General features: G+C 61.4%; 20 protein-coding genes. 11 read left to right on the forward strand and 9 right to left on the reverse strand.

Annotation, left to right across the window (positions count from 1 at the left end):
* Positions 1-79: 79 nt before the first annotated feature.
* From FJ954_RS06655 to FJ954_RS06665, 3 genes are read left to right on the forward strand one after another with little or no spacing between them, the layout of a single operon-like run.
* The gene (locus FJ954_RS06655) at positions 80-691 is read left to right on the forward strand and encodes a hypothetical protein (RefSeq protein WP_015316433.1); all 612 of its coding nucleotides are present in this window, start codon (positions 80-82) and stop codon (positions 689-691) included.
* Positions 688-1,080 (forward strand): phage holin family protein, encoded by a 393-nt coding sequence (locus FJ954_RS06660; RefSeq protein ID WP_015316434.1) that lies wholly within the window; start codon positions 688-690, stop codon positions 1,078-1,080. The genes FJ954_RS06655 and FJ954_RS06660 overlap by 4 nt, the downstream gene beginning before the upstream one ends.
* Positions 1,077-1,916, forward strand: a complete 840-nt coding sequence (locus FJ954_RS06665) for a DUF3618 domain-containing protein (RefSeq protein ID WP_140660827.1) — start codon at positions 1,077-1,079, stop codon at positions 1,914-1,916. Before FJ954_RS06660 ends, FJ954_RS06665 begins: the two co-directional genes overlap by 4 nt.
* A 173-nt stretch (positions 1,917-2,089) precedes the next feature.
* Here the strand turns inward: FJ954_RS06665 and FJ954_RS06670 are convergent, their stop codons facing one another.
* The 4 genes from FJ954_RS06670 to FJ954_RS06685 all read right to left on the reverse strand — a co-directional run bounded on the left by FJ954_RS06670 (position 2,090) and on the right by FJ954_RS06685 (position 5,425).
* Positions 2,090-2,383, reverse strand: coding sequence for a GNAT family N-acetyltransferase (locus tag FJ954_RS06670; protein WP_210243305.1), 294 nt, complete (start codon positions 2,381-2,383; stop codon positions 2,090-2,092).
* 192 nt (positions 2,384-2,575) lie between these two features.
* The gene (locus tag FJ954_RS06675) at positions 2,576-3,250 is read right to left on the reverse strand and encodes a LysE family translocator (RefSeq protein WP_140660829.1); all 675 of its coding nucleotides are present in this window, start codon (positions 3,248-3,250) and stop codon (positions 2,576-2,578) included.
* Positions 3,251-3,479: 229 nt separating this feature from the next.
* Positions 3,480-4,334 carry an alpha/beta hydrolase gene (locus tag FJ954_RS06680; protein WP_041163351.1) on the reverse strand — a complete coding sequence of 285 codons (855 nt, stop codon included), beginning with the start codon at positions 4,332-4,334 and terminating at the stop codon, positions 3,480-3,482.
* Positions 4,334-5,425: a flavodoxin family protein gene (locus FJ954_RS06685; RefSeq protein ID WP_140660830.1), complete on the reverse strand. Its 1,092-nt coding sequence runs from the start codon at positions 5,423-5,425 to the stop codon at positions 4,334-4,336. Before FJ954_RS06685 ends, FJ954_RS06680 begins: the two co-directional genes overlap by 1 nt.
* Positions 5,426-6,028: 603 nt before the next feature.
* On the opposite strand from FJ954_RS06685, the gene FJ954_RS06690 reads away from it, so the two are divergent.
* The 3 genes from FJ954_RS06690 to FJ954_RS06700 all read left to right on the forward strand — a co-directional run bounded on the left by FJ954_RS06690 (position 6,029) and on the right by FJ954_RS06700 (position 9,019).
* Complete coding sequence (locus tag FJ954_RS06690; RefSeq protein ID WP_140660831.1) at positions 6,029-6,778, forward strand: Crp/Fnr family transcriptional regulator; 750 nt, start codon at positions 6,029-6,031, stop codon at positions 6,776-6,778.
* Between the two features lie 466 nt (positions 6,779-7,244).
* Positions 7,245-7,676, forward strand: coding sequence for a DUF2231 domain-containing protein (locus tag FJ954_RS06695; RefSeq protein ID WP_140660832.1), 432 nt, complete (start codon positions 7,245-7,247; stop codon positions 7,674-7,676).
* On the forward strand, positions 7,673-9,019 hold the full coding sequence (locus FJ954_RS06700) for a sorbosone dehydrogenase family protein (protein ID WP_140660833.1): 1,347 nt from the start codon (positions 7,673-7,675) through the stop codon (positions 9,017-9,019). The genes FJ954_RS06695 and FJ954_RS06700 overlap by 4 nt, the downstream gene beginning before the upstream one ends.
* Before the next feature lie 652 nt (positions 9,020-9,671).
* On the opposite strand, the gene FJ954_RS06710 is transcribed toward FJ954_RS06700, so the two are convergent.
* From FJ954_RS06710 to FJ954_RS06730, 4 genes are all read right to left on the reverse strand, one after another.
* The gene (locus FJ954_RS06710) at positions 9,672-10,391 is read right to left on the reverse strand and encodes a Crp/Fnr family transcriptional regulator (protein ID WP_140660834.1); all 720 of its coding nucleotides are present in this window, start codon (positions 10,389-10,391) and stop codon (positions 9,672-9,674) included.
* 447 nt (positions 10,392-10,838) lie between these two features.
* On the reverse strand, positions 10,839-11,096 hold the full coding sequence (locus FJ954_RS06720) for a hypothetical protein (RefSeq protein ID WP_140615391.1): 258 nt from the start codon (positions 11,094-11,096) through the stop codon (positions 10,839-10,841).
* A 249-nt stretch (positions 11,097-11,345) separates the two neighbouring features.
* Positions 11,346-11,762 (reverse strand): HD domain-containing protein, encoded by a 417-nt coding sequence (locus FJ954_RS06725; protein WP_140660835.1) that lies wholly within the window; start codon positions 11,760-11,762, stop codon positions 11,346-11,348.
* 49 nt (positions 11,763-11,811) lie between these two features.
* Positions 11,812-12,207, reverse strand: coding sequence for a GFA family protein (locus FJ954_RS06730; RefSeq protein ID WP_015316449.1), 396 nt, complete (start codon positions 12,205-12,207; stop codon positions 11,812-11,814).
* A 432-nt stretch (positions 12,208-12,639) separates the two neighbouring features.
* Here FJ954_RS06730 and FJ954_RS06735 point away from each other — a divergent pair, with 432 nt between their 5' ends.
* From FJ954_RS06735 to FJ954_RS06745, 3 genes are all read left to right on the forward strand, one after another.
* Positions 12,640-13,623, forward strand: a complete 984-nt coding sequence (locus tag FJ954_RS06735) for an ABC transporter substrate-binding protein (RefSeq protein WP_015316450.1) — start codon at positions 12,640-12,642, stop codon at positions 13,621-13,623.
* A gap of 95 nt (positions 13,624-13,718) precedes the next feature.
* A complete protein-coding gene (locus FJ954_RS06740; RefSeq protein ID WP_140660837.1) occupies positions 13,719-14,522 on the forward strand; it encodes an ABC transporter permease in 804 nt (267 codons plus the stop codon).
* Between the two features lie 122 nt (positions 14,523-14,644).
* Complete coding sequence (locus FJ954_RS06745) at positions 14,645-15,403, forward strand: ABC transporter ATP-binding protein (protein WP_167331150.1); 759 nt, start codon at positions 14,645-14,647, stop codon at positions 15,401-15,403.
* Between the two features lie 89 nt (positions 15,404-15,492).
* Here FJ954_RS06745 and FJ954_RS06750 read toward each other — a convergent pair whose 3' ends face one another.
* Entirely contained in the window at positions 15,493-17,112 is a 1,620-nt protein-coding gene (locus FJ954_RS06750) for a GMC family oxidoreductase N-terminal domain-containing protein (protein WP_140660838.1), read from the reverse strand.
* Positions 17,113-17,484: 372 nt separating this feature from the next.
* Here FJ954_RS06750 and FJ954_RS06755 point away from each other — a divergent pair, with 372 nt between their 5' ends.
* Together FJ954_RS06755 and FJ954_RS06760 are read left to right on the forward strand one after the other, a co-directional pair.
* Positions 17,485-18,759, forward strand: coding sequence for an NAD(P)/FAD-dependent oxidoreductase (locus FJ954_RS06755; RefSeq protein WP_140660905.1), 1,275 nt, complete (start codon positions 17,485-17,487; stop codon positions 18,757-18,759).
* Positions 18,760-18,793: 34 nt separating this feature from the next.
* Positions 18,794-19,210 (forward strand): RidA family protein, encoded by a 417-nt coding sequence (locus FJ954_RS06760; protein WP_015316456.1) that lies wholly within the window; start codon positions 18,794-18,796, stop codon positions 19,208-19,210.

The following is a 19,210-nucleotide window of genomic DNA, read 5'->3' on the forward strand; positions in this document are numbered from 1 at the left end:
AACGGTGTCATTTATCTTATCGGCCTCGTCGTTGTCGTGCTCGCGGTCCTCTCCTTCCTCGGTTTTCACTAGGTGACCCATGCAACGTAATGACGGCCAGGGCCGTAAACACACTGATTTCGACAAGGCGACAAGCGACGTCTCCGACAGACTTGGCCGGGAAAAAGAGCGCGCGAGCGAGTTGCTTCACGATGCTCGCGACGGACTGACCCGCAAGGCTGGCGACTACGCGACAGAAGCCACGCAGGTTATTTCGGACAAGGCGGAGGAGGCGCAGCGCGACATAGGATCGAGCTTGGCGGCGTTGGGCGGCGCGTTGCGCGCGGCCAGCGAGCATCTGGCCAACAATGATGAAAGGACCGCGTCGAAATTTGCCCTGGACGCCGCTGGCGGGCTGGAGCGGCTTTCCTCCTCGTTGAAACAAAAGCCGTTTGGCCAGGTGCTTGAGGATGTGCAGTCTTTCGGCCGGCAAAACCCCGGTGTCCTGCTTGCCGGGTCTGTACTGGCCGGATTGGCGCTGGGTCGGTTCATCAAGGCTTCCCCGCCCAGAAGCCCCGAAGCATCTCGAAGTGCCTCGGGTGGTGCAAATTCGCAGACCGGCGAAGCTGCTGGTTGGTCGGCCGATGGGGCGCAAGGATTCGGCGGCGGTGTTGACGATCTGGCCACGCAGTATGGGGAGCAAGACAGATGAACACTCAAGATAATCCCAGCCTCGCGACCCTGGTGACCGACTTGGCGCAAAACGTCACCACGCTGGTGCAAACCGAAGCCAGGCTTCTGCGGGCGGAGCTCTCTGAAAAGTTTACCAAGACGGGAGCTGGCGCCGCCGAGGTGCTGGGCGGGGCCATCTGCCTGCTCGCGGCTCTGCTCGTGCTGCTTCAGGCACTGGTCATCGCATTGACGCGGGCAGGGCTGGGGGCCGGGTGGTCCTCCCTGTTGGTCGGCGTGGTGGTGGCAATTCTTGGCGTCATTCTGCTGCGCACCGGCATGGCAAGCATGGCGCCTTCCGAACTTACTCCCGACCGAACCCAGGAACAGCTCAGGCGCGACGCGACTGTGATCAAGGAACAAGTGAGATGACCGAGAAATCCGCAGCCGAACTCGAACGCGAGGCCGAGGCCGCGCGCGCCAGGGTGGTGGAGACCGCCGAATCCATTCGAGGCAAAATGACACCGGGACAATTGCTGGACGAATTCACCGGCATCTTCTCTGGAGGAGAGAGTTCGGCAATGCTCAACAACCTGAGAACGCAGGTCAGGGACAATCCCTTGCCCGTGACCATGGTGGGCGCCGGTCTGGCTTGGCTGATGCTGGGCAGCGGTCCGTCGAACGGCAGCCGTCGCCCGGCCGGCTATACGGCGCCAACCCCGCCCAGCGGGGATGACGAGGCGGAGGGCGGCGGCTTGGGCAGCACGCTCTCCGGAACCGCTGAATCGCTCACGTCGGCCGCAAGCAGCGCTGGCGCAGCCATATCGGGCGCAGCAAGCGGCGTCGCCGAAGGGCTGACGAGCAACGCCGCCAGCGCAGGATCGACGGCTGGCGACATGGCTGCGAAAGCCAGCCGCTCGGCACAGGAGCTGTTGAACGATCAGCCCCTCGCCGTTGCGGCGGTCGGTCTCGCCATCGGCGCCGCGATAGGCGCCATGCTGCCCCATACCGCAATGGAGGATGAGCAGCTGGGCGGCTATGGCGAGAAGCTTCGCAACACCTCGGAGACCATGCTCGAGCAAGGCCTCGATCAGGCCAAGCAGGTTGCCGCGGACGCCTATGAGACGATCAAGCAGCAAGCTGGACGGCAGGACACGCAAGCAGGCACGGTGGCCGACCAGATTGGTGAAATCGTCAAGTCCGCGGCCGACACGACGGAGCAGTCCCTACGGGAACGGATCTCTCCCCCGTCGGAACAAAAATCCTAGCCGAGGATGCTGGAGCCGCCGTAACGATGTGCGATTCTCGCAAGGCAAGGCGGGAGCTTCAACCGATTGGCAGTGGGGGCTCCGCCACTTCAGCAACCACGATTGCGGCGGGCGCTTCGAATGAAGCGCCGCCTTCGATACACCAGCGCGCCAAAGGGTTGTAGCGCCAATTTTCAGAGCTCTTTTCGCAGGAAGATGCGCGCCGCGCCAGGAATGCCAAATTCAACCCTGCCAAATTCCTCGTATCCGTGGCGAACATAGAAGCCAGGTGCTTGGAAGCTGCTGGTCTCGACCACGGCGCGGGCGCAGCTTGTTTCAACGGCTGACAGGAGCCGGCCATACGACTTTCCTCGTACATCCTCAGCCACGAAAAACATGTCCAGGAACAACAGTCCAAGCTCAGTCCTGCCCCACAAACCCCCAAGGACCTTTCCCGAGGCATCCCGCACTATGGCGCCGATCGGCATTCGATCCGCGACGCCGGACTTGGCCACATTGTAGCGATAGAGCGCAGCGCCCGCTTCTGCCTTGGCATCCCCGCCGGTTCAACCAACTCGATCAGGAGATCCGGCTTCCGTGCTGCGCAGCTCGCTGAACATGCCCAGCCTGAAACCTGCTTCGATCTTGTCATGGTTGGATCTGCGGAGGAGACTTTCGCTTCACTTGCCGGCCCCGCCGCCCACAACCATTCGAATGCCAAGGCCGACAATGAAGCAGCCCGCTATCCGTTGTTGCCAAAGTCTCACGCGGGGTCGACGCATGACCCATTCGCCGAGCACACCAGAAGCAACCGCATAGGTCCCCAGGACCAAGACGCCAGTCAGTTTCTGGGTCGCGCCGAGCATCAGCATCTGGAACCAGACAGAGCCACGGTTCGGATCGACGAACTGAGGCAGGAAAGCGATCATGAAAGTCATGGGCCAAGGATTGATGAGGTTGGCTATCATACCTTCCCGTATCGCGGCGAGCGGCCCGACGCGCTTGACGCAATCGAGATCCAGATCGCTTTTCGTGTCCGAGAGCAAACTTAGGCCCAACCAGACCAGATAGGCTGCTCCAGCCCAACGGAGCGTGTCAAATGCCAATGGCGATGCACGCAAGAGCGAGGAGACACCCAGGGCGATCAGCGGCAGTTGCACCATGCCTGCGCCCAATGTCATTCCCACGACCGTGAACAACGCCACGCCACGGCCTTGCCCGATGCCACGTGCCATGACCAGCATGCTGTCGGGCCCAGGCGGCATCTGCAACAGGATCACGGTGCCGAGAAAGGCGAACCACAGATTGGGATCGATCTTACACCTCCTTGGCCCAAGCCTATTTGGTGCGTTCAATGGTGGCCCCCTGTCCCGGCAAGCGGCGACATCCTTGCCGGCGCGATCGCCCCTGGCGCCGTCTGGCCGGCCTTGTCAGACCGTATGGCGAGCCCCTGCTCGATGAGAACTCCGTCGCAAGGCGATATTTCCGGCCCGGAGCATGCGGCATTTTTCTCGGCGTCACAATTTTCCAAAGGGAGATTTGTTCCCGGGGAACGAACGCTGCGTGTCATCCGGCAGCGGCTGTTCAAGCAAGGAAGTCCAGGATCGCCTTTGCCAACAGGTCCGGTGCTTCTTCGGCGACATGGTGGCCGCTGTCGATGCCTCGGCCCTGCAGGTGCCGGGCCCATGGGCGCCAGATCGCCAGCACATCACCATAGAGCCGTTCAAGATCGTCGCGCAGCGACCACAGGACAAGCGTTGGGCATTCGACCCGGAGCCCTCGGGCGCGATCCTCCGCATCGTGCCGGCGATCGATCGTGAGCCCGGCCCGGTAGTCTTCCAGCATGCCATGCACGACATGCGGACTGCTGATCGCCGCCTGATAGTCCTCGAAGTTTTCTCTGCCCATCGCCTCGGCCGATCCGCCATACCAGGCCTGCGGATCGACATTGATGGCGCGCTCGGGCTTGTCTGGCTGGGCAAAGAAGAACCAATGCCACCACTCTGTCGCAAAGCGGCTGTCGCAACGCTCCAGATGCTCAAGGACCGGAATGCCATCGATTTCGACAAGGTGCGAAATACTGGCAGGATGATCCATCGCCATCCTGAACGCGGTAAGGGCGCCACGGTCATGCCCGGCGACGGCGAAACGATCAAAACCAAGCCTGTGCATGAGAGCCACGCAAATGCCGGCCTTTGCCCGCTTTGAAGATCCCGCGCTTTCCCAGGCATCGGCCGGGACGGACGATTGCCCGAACCCCGGCAGGTCCGGGCAAATGACGGTGTGATGTCTTGCCAGGATCGGCGCGACGCGATGCCATGTGGTGTGGGTTCGCGGGTGCCCATGCAGGAGCAACACTGGCGGGCCAGCCCCACCATGGCGCACGCGCAATGTCGCATCCGCAAGCTTGACGATCTCCAGGCTAAAGCCGTCGAACATCATTTTTGCCGAGGATCGGTCAGCGACTGTCCAGCGGCGACGAAAGTGCCCTCCTTCCGAGCGACCGCAGCGGCCAGAAGCGTACGCGCCGCGTTTCGGACTTCTTCCTGCAGGTCCATGTCGTCGTCGAGCTCGTTGTGGCTGGTAGCGTATGGCTTCCAATAACCGGTGTAGCGGTCGAGTTCGGCCTTCGGCCCCGCCGGGACCATTTCGATCGATTTCAGCCAATCCGATAAAGAGCGCCGGACGTTTTCGGCTCCCTCGGTATCGCCGTGCACGATTACCGAGAAGAGCCGGCCGGCAAGGTGCCGGGGATAGTCCCATCCCTCGAGTTCCAGCGCCTTCGCCTCCCGCGCCTCCTTGCCGTGCGTGGAACTAGGATCGGGATTGCCGCCATCGGCGCATACCAGACGGTCCATCATCAGCTTCAGCGGCGAGGTGGCCTGATACCAGTGGACAGGCGTTATGATCATCACCGCATGGGCGGCAACCCACATTGGATAGATCTCGTTCATCCAGTCCTGCGTCTGGCCGAGCGAATGATTTGGATAGCAGGAGCAAGGCCAGTGACAAAGCGCGGCAGCGGTGGAGAAGCAGGCCTTGCAAGGGTAGATTTTGCGGCCGTATTCGGCGGCCAGCCGGGACAAATCCAGGATCTCGACTTCCGCGCCGCCGGCCTTGAAGATCTTCCGGGCGATTTCGACAAAACGATAGGATTTGGACATCTCGCCGGGGCAGGTGTGCTCGCTGCGCGGCGATCCGTTCACGATCAGGACGCGGCGTCGTTTGCCCAGCTCGTTCATGCGCTTTGCGCGCTCGATTGCTTGTCTCGCCTCGAGCCAATCGACCGCCAGATCGTAATCGGGATCGGCGAAGCCACGGCCCGCCTTTCGGGTCCGCGGGCTCTTTCTGGAATCCCTATAGGCCTGCCAGGCGACCTCCGTTATCCGCTCGATGTCGGCAGCCAGGGGCCCGAACGCCGGATCGTTGAACTGTTCGCCATAGCGACGCTTGAAAGCCTGTTCGTCGAGGCGGGGGCTGGGCATGCCCTTGCGCGGTTCTGGCGCGCCGCGCTTCAGCCAATCGAACATGGGGTTTCACCTCTGCATGGAAAGCGATCCAAGCTCAAACGCGGCAAACAGGCGCGGCGTTCCGAACGCGCCATAGCCATGATCTGCAAGGACTCTTGGGCGAGTGCAAAACAAGGCGCGCCGGAATCACCCGAACCGGCGTGTTTCGAATTGATTCGCCAAGTTCGGTACGAAGGCGTACACAAAGAGGTCGTCAGCAGCACGATCCGGGCGTTGACGCTTGGGAGCGACCATCGCACTCCTGCCCCAGCGTGAGGCTAGGATGTCATGACGAAAGACCCTGAGCGCCCCGGTCTGGCGCCCGAAGCCGTTCGTACACTTGCCCGGGAATCGGGCGCTACGGAACAGCAGATACGTGACATAGTGTTGCTGGTAGGGTTCGACCGCTCTTCGATCCTCAGGGAAGCTCGTCTTCTGGCGAAGGATGGATAGTCGACAAAACTTGCGATTTGTCCACAGCAGCTATTGTCGGTTTCATACCGACGCGGCCGCCTGCCTAGTGCTGGCCGGGTGGGACAGTTTATGTTTTGCCACCGTCCCCTCGTTCGAGGGGCGCGGCCGGCCGAGAGATCCCAGTGCTCTTGCCCAAGTGGAGAGCGTCTCGTGGATCCCAAGATTCTGCAGGCCAAGAGCGAGTTGTTGCGCCGAATGAGCGTGGCCGATTTCGAGCGGCTGCGGCCGCATCTCGAAAGTGTTTTTCTGGAGTTGCGCTCGCCGTTGGAGATCGAAGGCCAAAAGATCGAAGCTGTCTATTTCCTGGAGAGTGGCATCGCATCGGTCGTCGCCAAGACTGCGGGAACGGCTGAATCGGAGGTGGGAATAATCGGCTTCGAAGGTATGACCGGTTCGGCGCTGATCATGGGCGACGATCTGGCAAGCTTCGATTGTTACATCCAGTCGACGAGCGAAGCGATACGGATGAGCGCCGCGCCGTTCGTCGAAGCCTTGGCAGAGAGCCCTACCTTGCGGCCGTTCCTGTTGCGCTACGTGCAGTATCTCCACGTCCAGACCAGCTACACGGCGTCGATCAACGCGCGGCACAGCCTGGAGGTCAGGCTGGCGAGATGGCTTCTGATGTGCAGCGACCGGACCGTTGGCGACAGGCTTATGATAACCCACGAATTCCTTTCCGTCATGCTGGGCGTCAGGCGCCCCGGGGTTACCGTGGGGCTTCAGACAATCGAGAGCCATGGCTACATCCGTGCCCGCCGCGGCGAAATCACGATCCGGGATCGGAAAGGTCTCGTGGCGCTGGCACGGGAATCTTACGGCCCTCCCGAACTGCAATACCGTCGGCTGGTCGGGGACCTCGGTTCAAAGAACCCTTCGAGGCAGGACCGCCCGCCCAGCTGACCGCCATCATGCCGACATTGCTGGGCGAGGATCGCGGAAGTGGCCGACGCGACGATGCCGGTGACGGCACATTGCCTAAGCCCGCATCGGCCACTGCGGCATGATTGGGGATGCCGCCTGGTTAATCTAGTCATCTGCCAATGACTGACAATAAAGGGCCAAGGCTCGGTAAGAAACGTACGAAGCCGAACCTAATCTCACTGACGGGAGGCGATACGGGCCCTGCTCATCTCGCACACGGAATGGAACTGGCGTCCCACCGCTTGCCAGGTAATGTTACTCGCGCGGCGGACATTGCGAACTTGAATTCCCGGAGCACACCGCGCTTCGCGCCATTCACCGCCGACAGTGATCGGCATTGGTCAGGGCAATCACAAGTCCTTGAACGCAAACAGTTCCCGGAACATCTCAACTTCAGGTTTGTTTGAAACCCAGATGCCATCTGGAGCAGGGGCGGAGAAGATCCGTGGCCAATTCGCGATCGATACCGGTGGTCGTCGGCCGTCCGATCCATCGGACACCGATGGCGGTCGCCAATGCCTGTTTCATCGGCACGCTGCTGACCGACCTCACCTATTGGCGAACGGCGGAGATGATGTGGGCCGATTTTTCCGCATGGCTGCTGTTTGCCGGCCTCGTGATGGGCGCTCTTGCGGTGCTTGCGGCGCTTTTCGATCTCTTCACCCGTCGAATTCTCCGTACGCACGGAGCCTATCTGCTCGGCAGCCTGGTGGTGCTTGTGCTGTCGTTCTTCAACGCGCTGGTGCACAGCCGTGACGCCTGGACGTCGGTCGTGCCGACAGGGCTCATCCTCTCCGCGGCGGCCGTGATCGTCTTGGTTCTCGTGTGGTTGCTGGAATGGAGCACCGGCCGCAGCCGCGTCGAGGTGCTCGAATGAACGCCCTGCGGGTTTCGAACACTCACATCCGGCGTGCCCTTGGGTTCGGTCTCATGTGCGGATCGCTTTTGGCATTGCCCGCCTGCAGCAACGACGACCCAGACCCAAGCGGCCAGGTCGGGCCAAATCCGACACTGCCTGAACCAACGCAATATCTTGTTCCGCCCATGCATGTCGCTTCGGTCGTCGGCTGGAAGCAGGACGAGAAACCAACGGTCGCGAAGGGTTTGCAGATCCAGGCATTCGCCAAGGGATTGAAGCATCCACGCTCGCTCTACACCTTGCCGAACGGTGACGTTCTGGTGGTCGAGTCCGTGGCGCCGCCCGGCGCCGCGATCAAGCGTCCGAAGGACCTGATCATGGGCTGGATCGAGTCCATGGCGACGTCGGGCGGCGGCACCGAGGGAAGCAACCGCATCACGCTGTTGCGTGATACGAACGGCGACGGCGTGCCCGACGTGCAGGATGTCTTCCTCGATCATCTCAATTCGCCCTTCGGCGTAGCCCTGGTCGGCAACGATCTCTACGTCGCCAACACGGATGCGATCGTGCGTTATCCCTACACATCCGGCGAGACCAAGATCACCGCGCCAGGCACCGTGCTGACGCCACTGCCCGGCGGCCCGATCGATCATCACTGGACCAAGTCTCTCGTCGCCAGTCCGGACGGATCGCTGCTTTATGTCGGTGTCGGCTCCAACAGCAACGTCACCGAGAACGGCGTCCAGGCGGAAAAGGATCGCGCCGCGATCTGGGAGGTCGACAGGGCGACAGGCCGTTCGCGCATTTTCGCAAGCGGGCTGCGCAATCCCAACGGCTTGAGCTGGGAGCCGCAGAGCGGAGCGCTGTGGGCCGTCATCAACGAGCGCGACGAACTCGGCCCCAATCTGGTTCCCGACTACATGACTTCGGTCAAGGACGGCGCGTTTTATGGCTGGCCCTACAGCTACTATGGCCAGCATGTCGATCCGCGGGTGATGCCGCGGCGGCCGGACCTGGTCGCCAAGGCCATCCCTCCGGACTATGCACTGAGTTCCCATGTCGCGCCCCTGGGACTGGCATTTTACACCGGCACCAACCTGCCCGAATCCTATCGCAATGGCGCCTTTGTCGGCGAACATGGCAGTTGGAACCGCAAGCGCTTCAACGGCTATAAGGTCGTTTTCATACCGTTCAATGGAGGTCATCCTGACGGTAAGCCTCAGGACGTCGTCACCGGTTTCCTTGACAATGACAACAAGGCACATGGGCGGCCAGTGGGCGTTGCCGTCGACAAGGCGGGCGCGCTGTTGATTGCGGACGATGTCGGAAACACGGTCTGGCGCGTGACCGCAGCTCGGTAGTTATCGGATTGTATGCGCAGGAAGCCCGGTAGTGAAACTGATCCTCACGCTGTTATCGGCGGCGTAACCTATACTGAGGACTCAAAGCATGCGTTACCCGGCACTCGCGATAAGTCGAGAGGAACAAAGGTCGCGCCGCCTTGTTACCGATGATGGCGCGCTATTATTTTGATCTAGTCGACAACGGAACCTCCTACCCGGACACTGAAGGAACCGAGCTTCCGAGCTTGGGGGCAGCTGAGGATGAGGCGGCAAAGGCGTTGCTCGAAATAGCAAAGGACCAGATGCCTGAAGGCAATTTCCGAGAGGTTGCCCTGCATGTCCGTGCTGGTGCTAGCAAACCCCACGTATGGTAAAGGTAACGTTCGAACTGGTGCGCAACGGATCTGATCGCGATGGACCCGTGGGAACCTGACTACTTCCTCAATGAAAGTGCGCGCCTATATCAACGGAGGGCGGCGGCACAGATTGCCGATCTTCGCTCGAATATTGAAGACACGCGGCGCGTAATCGAGGAATCGCGCAAGCTGCTGGACCGGCTTTCCGCCAAATCAGGCGCTATCCACCCGTAGGGAATGACAAGGCCCGCTCGTAACGCGGGCCGCTTGAGTTGTGGTGGAGCAATCCGCCTCATAACTGAGTTTAAGGCTGCTCATCTCGGTTCATTGTTGATGCTCAGATAGGTAGGGTCGAACTCGGCAAGCCTGGCAAGCTGGTCCCAGTCCAGAATGGTGACCATATGGTTCGTCCAGGTGATTACCTTGATCTTCTTCAAGCCTCCGATCACCCGGTTCATGTGCACGACCGACAACCCAAGCACGTCGGCCATTTCAGTCTGTGACAACGGTAGATGGAAACTCATGCCGCTGGTGCGTTTCACCGCCTGCAGACGTACGAACAGTTCGCAGATGAGATGGGCCAGATGCGAGGTCCTGGAGCGGCGGCCCATTGCCACGATCCATTCGCGATGTATGGCCCCATCGACCAGCGTATCGAGCCACAACAGCCGGGTCAGGTGAGGGGCCTGTTCCGTAATGGCTTTCAGCTTGTTGTGGTCCGCGTACATCACCCGGCAAGGTGACAGCGCGACGATACCGTGATCCATGGTCTTGAGCAAAAAGGCGTGGAGATCGACGAAGTCACCGGGCACCTGCAAGGACGTGAACTGCCGGCCGCCGTCCTTGAGCACCTTGTAGCGTGCCGCCAGCCCATCCAGCAGCATGGTGCTATAGGTTGGCCGGGACCCCGCTTTGACCACATCTTGCCCCTTTTCGAACTCGCGTCCGAAAACAACCGTTTCGGCCAGCAAGACCTTCTCGACGTCCGACAGAGTGTCGTGCTGGCCGAGTTGCAGATAGAGGGACTCTAACATCATAGCCTCGAGGCGATCGGGGTTGAAACGCCGATCGCCAGATGTCCTGGACGCAAGGATAGCAGCCGGACCTTAGGCCTTCGGAAGATGGCGGACCCTATCATCGGCAGCCTGCGCGTATTCTGGCGCAAGCGCCGGAGCGGGAACCACCAGTGTCGCTAGGTATTAGCACGCTAGAGGTGTCCAAGGCTGCCCCGAAAATGAAACGGTGTCATTTCGATCTCTATAACAGTGATGGCTCCGTGCCGCACGACGACGGCCAGCCATTTGAATCGCGAGAACAGGCGAGGGCAGAAGCCATTCGCATTTCGCAGGAAGTTGCTCGCGATGAAATGCCGGATCGCGACCTGGTCAACATACCGGCAAGGTGCGCAATGAGGCGGGCGCCCAGGTGTTCGAGGCATCGCTTTTCCTGACCGCCGGGTGGAGCGCGTGACCTTGATGCGGTCAGCGTAGGAGTCGCTGTGGAATTTGCACCACATTTTCCGATCCGGGCAGCTCAAAGGCCATGGCCAATCGACGCAAGGAAGCCATTTCCACGATCAATTCTTCGATCGAACGATCCGGCAACCCCGTCTTCACTTTCTGCCTTACCCTTGCTGTGAGTTCATGAACGCGGACAGGCACGAAAAGCGCGCTGTCGTCCAGCAATCTGCTGATTTCGATCACCACATCGGCGTCGATGTCTTTCGGCAATTCCCGCATGGGCGTCACCTTGGTCTCGAAGCGATCCGAAGGCAGCCAAGGCATTGCGCACCGGAAGGCATGCCCGACGGGGATCGATCGTCGGATTCATAAAACCACCCACCCAGCGTGTCACTAAAAACGTTGGTACGAAAATTACCAAACGGGTTGGTTCCCGTAATCCATGTATTCTGGCATCGCGCGACTACAGGCATTGTTCAGGGGCGCCTGTCGCATGCCAGGACGCGATTGCCGCCAGCATCCCGGCATTCACTTGGAGAACTCGTCGTCAAGAATGCGCAATGCTTCTTCATACTTGGCCGTGGATGCTCCGATCTGCCGTGATTGCCAGATATTGTCGGCCAGATCCGCCCGTTTTACCGGCAGCGCCAATGGGTTCGAGGCGGCCCGGCGTACGAATGCGAAATAGTCCTCGCCTTCTCTGCGTGTCATGGCGTCGACCGCGGCGGCGATCGTCGGTCCAAAGCCCGCCTCTTCGAGCTTGGCCCGGCTCCAGCCTTCGCTTTTTTCCAGGACATCGTGCAGATAGGCGACGACTTTCTGATCTATCGTTTCGACGGCGTCGGCCACTCGACGGCAATGATCGATATAGGGGCCTCCTGTCTTGTCATGCTGCGATGCATGCGCCTGCTCCGCAATCTTGGCCGCCCGATAGAAAATACTCATCACATCGATCTCCGTCCTTTCGGCCAGCGAGCCGCATCGCCTTCATGCGCTACCAGCGTTCCTCGGTTTCGCGGTGCGGCAAGTCCACGCCGCAGCAGACCCAGCCGAGCCGCTGCCCTGATCCGTAGTTGTAGCGAGGCTCCAGCCGCGCTGGATCGTCGAATGTGCCGACATGCAGCGCGATTTCCCCGGGCGAGACGTCATAGGCAAGGCTGAGCGGCGATCCGCAGGCAGGACAGAACCCCCTTTGGGCGATTGGCGAAGATCGGCGATAGGCGGGAGTGGCGTCGATCCAGGTCAGGTCTGGCGAAGGCACCCACGCCAGGACCGCAAATGCACTGCCCGTCGCGCGCCGGCACATATCGCAATGGCAATAGTGCACTCTCGGTTCGCTTGTGACGTTGAAGCGAATCCGGCCGCAAAGACATCCGCCGTTCAGTTCCACCTTGGCTCCAGTCCGATGAGCCTGCGTTTCGGCAGGCTCTCCAATCTCGTGCGGGCAGCTTCGTTCATCTGGCGAAAACGTCGGCCGCCCTCGTCGGTTCCTATTCCCCGCAGGAGGGGTTCGCGCACGGGGCTCTCGTCTTTTCGAGCGCCGTGGCATTGAGGCCGCTTCTGTCGGCGACCCTGCGGAAAATGGCCAGCCAGGTCCAGAGCCAGGCCGCCGATCGGCTATCGAGCCGCTTCGGTTTCGACGAAGCAATGGGCAGAAAAAGACTTCTTTTTGCGATCCGGCCCGGATGCTCTGTTGCAAACCTTAGAACACGCAAGGCTCGCTGGGAGGCGACGCCCAAACAAGAGCGGCTGCCGAAACGCAACCGGCATAGGCCGCGAGAATGAGGCCGATGCCGGCAACAGCCATAGGGGAACCACGACAATGAAGACATTTCGAAACTGCCTGATGGGCGCGGTCGGCGCAGGCCTGCTGGGCCTGGGGCTTGCAGCTCCCGCCAATGCGGGCGCCATCCGTCTCGGCATGACGACCTGGGTAGGTTACGGGCCGCTGTTTCTTGCCCGCGACCTCGGTTACTTCAAGGAGGCCGGCGTCGACGTCGACCTGAAGGTCATAGAAGAATCAGCGCTTTACATGGCTGCGGTCGCCGGCGGCGATCTCGATGGCGCCGCCTCCACCGTAGACGAGCTGATGAAGTACCGCTCGGACGATCTCTGCTTCAAATACGTCCTTGCGCTCGACGACAGCCACGGCGGTGATGGCGTCGTCACGCAGCCCGACATCAAGTCGCTCAAGGATCTGAAGGGCCAGCAGGTGGCCTTGAACGAGGGCTCCGTTTCCGAATTCTGGTTCAACGTGCTCCTGAAAAAGGAAGGCATGACCGAGGACGACGTTACCATTACCAACATGACCGCCGATGACGCGGCGACCGCCTTCATCGCCGGCCAGGTTCCCGCCGCCGTGACGTGGGAGCCGCACCTCACCGAGGTCCGCAAGGGCGGCAAGGGAAAGGTGTTGATCGATTCCACGACCACCCCTGGCTTGATCGTCGACGTGATCGCCCTCAAATGCGATCTGATCGAAAAACATCCCGAGGACGTAAAGGCCCTCGTCAAGGGCTATTACAAAGCGGTTGAATACATCAAGACCAATCCGGAAAAGGCCTATGAGATCATGGCCAAGGGCATTGGCGGCTATCTCGAAAAGCCCGAGGATTTCGCCGCCGGTGCCAAGGGCGTGCGCTATTACGATCGCGATCGCAACCTGGAATTCTTCGGTACGCCGGAAAAGAGCGAGGCGTCCGAGCTGGTGAATTTCGCGCAGGACATCTGGGGCAAGGCCGGCAAGCTCAAGATGACGATCGACGCGAAAACCATCCTCGATACCGACTTCATCAGGGAACAATGAGCCTTCGAGAAACCGGGGTCGGTCCGCTTGGGCCGACCCCTGTTTACCGACAGGCCGGAGCCTTCTCGCTTCAGAAAATCAACGGAGGCCATGCCATGGCACAGAGGCGGACGGCGTGGACACGCCTGACGACCCCATTCGCCAACATTCCCGCCAGCACGGCAACGACACTCGCGCTGGCGATGTGGGTGGTCGTGATCGGCGGCTGGGCGCTGCTGTCCTATGGCCGCGTCGTGCCGAACATGTTCCTGCCGACGCCCGGAACCGTGCTGCAGACGACCTATCGCATGTCCCAGGACGGCAGCCTTTTTTACCACACTTTCACCAGCGCCAAGGTGGTGATCCTGGGCTTCATCGTCTCCTCGCTGATCTCGGTGCCGCTGGGGCTGTGGATGGGGACCTATCGGGTGGTGCAGGCGCCGCTGGAGCCCTTGGTCAACTTCATCCGCTACCTCCCTGTGACCTCCTTCGTGCCCCTGTTCATCCTTTGGATCGGCATCGGTATCGAACAGCGCATAGCGGTCATCTTCTTCGGCACCTTCTTCCAGCAGCTCGTGATGATTTCGGACTGTGCGCGCAGCGTCTCCAGGGACCTGGTCAACGCCTCCTACACTTTGGGCACCAAGCGCAGCGAAGCGGTGTGGCACGTCATTTTCCCTGCCGCGCTTCCAGCCATCCTCGACACGCTTCGCGTCACCATGGGCTGGGCCTGGACCTATCTGGTCGTGGCCGAACTCGTCGCCGCGTCGAGCGGCCTCGGCTATATCAGCCTGAAGGCGATGCGAGGCTTCCAGGTCGATGTGATCTTCATGGCAATCGCCGCGATCGGGCTTCTGGGCCTTATCACCGACACGGCGTTCCGCATCATCCGGGCCAGGGTCGCGCCATGGGCATCCTGATTTTGAACGCAAGCTCGCAAACCGCAGTCGGATCAAGGGTAGCAATGAGCGAGACCATAAAGGCGAACGATCTGGCCGGCACGGCCGCGACGACCGGCGATCCGCGCTCGACCGGCACGACGATGGCCGTTGAGGACGTGACATTGCGTTACGGCGACGCCAACGGCGTGCTGGCGCTGGACGATGTGTCGCTGAAGGTGGCCAAGAACGAATTCTGCGTCATCGTCGGCCCCTCGGGATGCGGCAAATCGAGCCTGCTCTACCTTGCGGCCGGCCTCAACGACGCGACTTCAGGCAGCATCAAGGTCGATGGCAGGGAAGTGATCGAACCGGGTCCAGACAGAGGCATGGTGTTCCAGAGCTACACCTTGTTTCCTTGGCTCACCGTGCGCGCCAACATCGAGTATGGACCCAAGCGCAAAGGCCTGCCGGCGGGGCGGCGCAAGCAGATCGTCGACCAGTATCTCGACGAAGTCGGCCTCGCGCCGTTTGCCGACCACTACCCCGCCCAGCTTTCCGGCGGCATGAAGCAGCGCGTGGCGATCGCGCGCGCCCTTGCCAACGATCCGGCCGTTCTGTTGATGGATGAGCCGTTCGGCGCCCTCGACAGCCAGACGCGCGGCACCATGCAGAAACTGCTTTTGCGCGTCTGGGAGCGGCAGCAAAAGACGGTGCTGTTCGTTACTCACGATATAGACGAGGCGCTGGTCCTGGGCGATCGCGTCTTGGTGATGACGGCCCGGCCCGGCAAGATCAAGGCCGAGATCAAGGTCGACATCCCAAGGCCGCGTTCGATGGATGTGATCCTCGAACCCGAGTTCATCGCCCTCAAGCGCCGCATCCTCGGCCTCTTGCACGACGAGATCGATGAGGATCATTGAGAGCAATCTCGAGGAAACACAAAGGGTCGTCGGCAGGTCGGCGTTGCCAACGCTGAACTGCCTACGATGTTGAAAGGCGGAGCGGATCGTTACCTTTCGCCGCGATACGCCGAGCCCAGGATCATCTCCGAGCACTTCTGTCCGATCATCATGCTTGGCGCGTTCGTGTTGCCGCCGATCAGCTTCGGCATGACAGACGCATCGGCGACCCGGAGCCCGTCCATACCTCGCACTTTCAGCGTCGCCGGATCAGCGACCGCCATAGCGTCCGTCCCCATCTTGCAGGTCCCGACGGGGTGGTAGACGGTCAGAGCTTCGGCGCGCAGATAGGCCAGGATCTCGTCGTCGCTGCTGACATCCTTGCCCGGAAGCATTTCCTTGCCACGCACCGCATCGAACTCGGATGCGGCCAGGATCCTGCGCGCGATCTTGATGCCTTCGACAAGCACCATGGCGTCGTCCTCGTCCGCGAAGAAGCGGTGGTCGATGAGAACGTCACGGCGAGAACTGTCCCGTGACAATTTGATCTCGCCAAGGCTTTTAGGCCTGAGAACGCAGGTGTGAACGGCGTAGCCGTGGCCATATTCGATGAGCCTGCCGCGATGGCTGCGATAGCCCGGCACGAAGTGGAACTGAATGTCGGGCAGGCCGTTCGCATGCCGAGTCTTCGCAAAGCCGCCGGCCTCGACATAGTTGGTCGTGAGGATTCCCTTTCGGCGAGCGAAATACTGGAAAGGCGCTGCCGCGATGCGGGGCAGGTTGGCAAACGACAGGCCGAGCGTCCTGGTGCTCCTGGAGCGCACGGTGATCATGCCGTCGACATGGTCCTGCAGGTTCTTGCCGACACCTGGCAGATCGAGAATCGGCGTGATGCCGATCTGCCGCAGCTCGTCCGCGGGACCGATGCCGGATGCCATCAGGATCTTGGGCGAGTTGATGGCCCCGGCACAGAGCACGATCTCGCGGCCAGCCGCGAGTATTTTTTGCTCGCCGTCGTGGCGCACCCGCAGGCCGGTGGCACGCCTTTCGGCGACGACAAGGTCGACTACCTCGCATGCACTGAGCAGCGTCAGGTTCCCGCGCTGGAGCACCGGACGCATGAAGGCGGTAAAGCTGCTGAAGCGCTGGCCCCGGTTCTGGGTGACGTTGTAGATGCCGAGGCCGAACTGGCTCTCGGCATTGAAGTCTTCGTTGGCGGGCAGGCCGACATTTTCCCCGGCCTTGACGAACATGCTGGAAAGCACGTTCGGATCGCGCGGATTGTCGACCATGAGCTCGCCGTCCGTGCCGTGATAGCGTGGGTCCTGGGCGATCAGGTTGCGCTCCAGCTTCCTGAACACCGGCAGCACGTCGCTGTAAGCCCAGCCGGTGCAGCCGAGCCCGGCCCACTCGTCATAGTCCTGCGCGGCACCGCGAATATAGACCATCGAGTTGATCGAACTCGATCCGCCCAGCGCCTTGCCCCGGTTGACCGGAATGCGGCGGTTGTTGAGACGGGGCTGCGGCACGCCGACGAAACAATAGTCGTAGTTCGGGTTGCCATAGAGCGACAGAATGCCCGCCGGAATCCTTACCCGCGGGCTGTTGTCGCTGCCGCCTGCCTCTACCAGGCACACCCTGACCGCCGGATCGGTGCTCAGCCGATTGGCCACCACGCATCCGGCCGAACCCGCGCCGACGACAATGTAGTCATAGCTCTCAGTCTTCATGCCAGCCCCTCGAGAATGCCGGCGTTGCCGAACGGGCCGCTGCGAGGCTGCATCCTGTTCCGCAACATTTCCGTGCCGACACATGCCCAGCTTCGCCGCCAGCTCATGCGCTGCGGATCCGGCCGCTGAAACTGTAGGTGCGTCCATCGGCACGAGAAATTCGGAAATGGTTACGCGTGACTTCGGAGATTCGTTATGGGCGCCCACCGGCACGTGCTGCTACTTGTGAGCGCCAATGGGGAGGCGACCGGATGGCGCACGGCCTGTCCGGAACACGGCGAAATGGATCTCCGGGGCTGCGTTTGCCGGCCGCCGGAAATCGGTTTCATCGCGTGCGGCGGGAGCTGTCGGATGGTCAGAAAAGGACTGGGCATGTCGGTTGAGACGATAGACACGCTTGTCGTTGGTGGCGGCCAGGCTGGGGTGGCCATGAGCGAGCACCTGAGCAAATGCGGGGTGCCGCATCTCGTTCTCGAACGCGGCCGCATCGCCGAGCGCTGGCGCTCGCAGCGGTGGGACTCCCTGGTTGCCAATGGCCCGGCCTGGCACGATCGCTTCCCGGGCATGGAATTTCCTATGACAGGTCCCGATGGCTTTCCCTCCAAGGAAGAGGTCGCCGACTATTTTGTCGCCTACGCAAAGCAGATCAATGCGCCGGTCCACTGCGGCGTCGAGGTCAGGCTTGTGCAAAGAAACATCGGGCGGCCCGGATTCCGTGTCGAGACGTCCGATGGCGTGATCGAGGCCAACAGCGTTGTCGCGGCGACCGGGCCTTTCCAGGTCCCGGTCATCCCGTCGGTCGTTCCTGCCGATGCCGCCATCCTGCAAATCCACTCCAGCGCCTACCGCAACCCGGCGCAGTTGCCGAAAGGGGCGGTGCTGGTGGTCGGCGCGGGATCCTCGGGCGTCCAGATTGCGGACGAACTCCAGCGTGCTGGCAAACGCGTCTATCTCTCGGTCGGCGCGCACGACCGCCCGCCGCGCGCCTATCGCGGCCGCGACTTCTGCTGGTGGCTGGGCGTTCTCGGCAAATGGGACCTCGAAACTCCGGGACCCGGCACGGAGCATGTCACGATCGCGGTGAGCGGTGCGCGGGGCGGAGAAACGATCGATTTTCGCCGTCTGGCGGCGCAGGGGCTTACGCTCGTTGGCATGACGAGGGTGTACCAGGACGGTGCCATGACCTTCGCGCCCGATCTTGCCAAAAACATTGCCCGCGGTGATGCCAATCTGATGGCATTGCTGGACGAGGCCGACGCCTATGTCGCGCGCAACGGTCTCGACCTTCCCGAAGAACCCGCTGCCCGCCGGATCGGTCCTGACCCGGACTGCGTGACCAATCCGATCCTCGAGCTCGATCTGACCGAAGCCGGGATAAGTTCGATCATCTGGGCGACGGGCTTTGCCGTCGATTACAGCTGGCTGAAGGTCGATGCCTTTGACGAGCAGGGCCGGCCGAGGCACCAGCGCGGCGTCTCGACCGAGCCAGGGATCTATTTCCTGGGCCTCCCCTGGCAGTCGCGAAGGGGTTCCAGCTTCATCTGGGGCGTATGGCACGATGCCAAGCACGTGGCCGACCGTATTTCGACGCAGCGCAAATATCTCGCTTATCACGCCGCCGCTAAGCGCGAGACCGTGGACGCCTGACCGCCGCCGCAAGCCCGACCTGATGGAGATCAAGATGAAGCATACCCGAATTCGTACCTTCAATACGAAGGACACTTATCCCGAGCAGAAGCTCGACAATGATCTGTGCCAGGCAGTCGTCACACGGGGTGGCCGGACGATCTATCTGCGCGGGCAGTGCCCGCAGGATCTCGACACCGCCAAGAATATCGCCAGCCACGATCCGGTCGAGCAGACCCACAAGGTGATGCAGAATATCAAGCAGCTCATCGAGGAATGCGGCGGCACCATGGAGCATCTGGTGAAAGTGGTGGTCTACATCACCGATGTCCGCCATCGCGAAGCCGTCTACCGAACGATGGGCGAATACATCAAGGGCGTCTATCCAGTTTCGACCGGCCTTGTCGTGTCGGCCCTGGCAAGGCCGGAATGGCTGGTCGAGATCGACGGCACGGCCGTAATTCCGGACTGA

It is taken from the genome of Mesorhizobium sp. B2-3-15 (assembly GCF_006442875.1).
In the GTDB taxonomy this organism is placed as follows: Bacteria; Pseudomonadota; Alphaproteobacteria; order Rhizobiales; family Rhizobiaceae; genus Mesorhizobium; species Mesorhizobium australicum.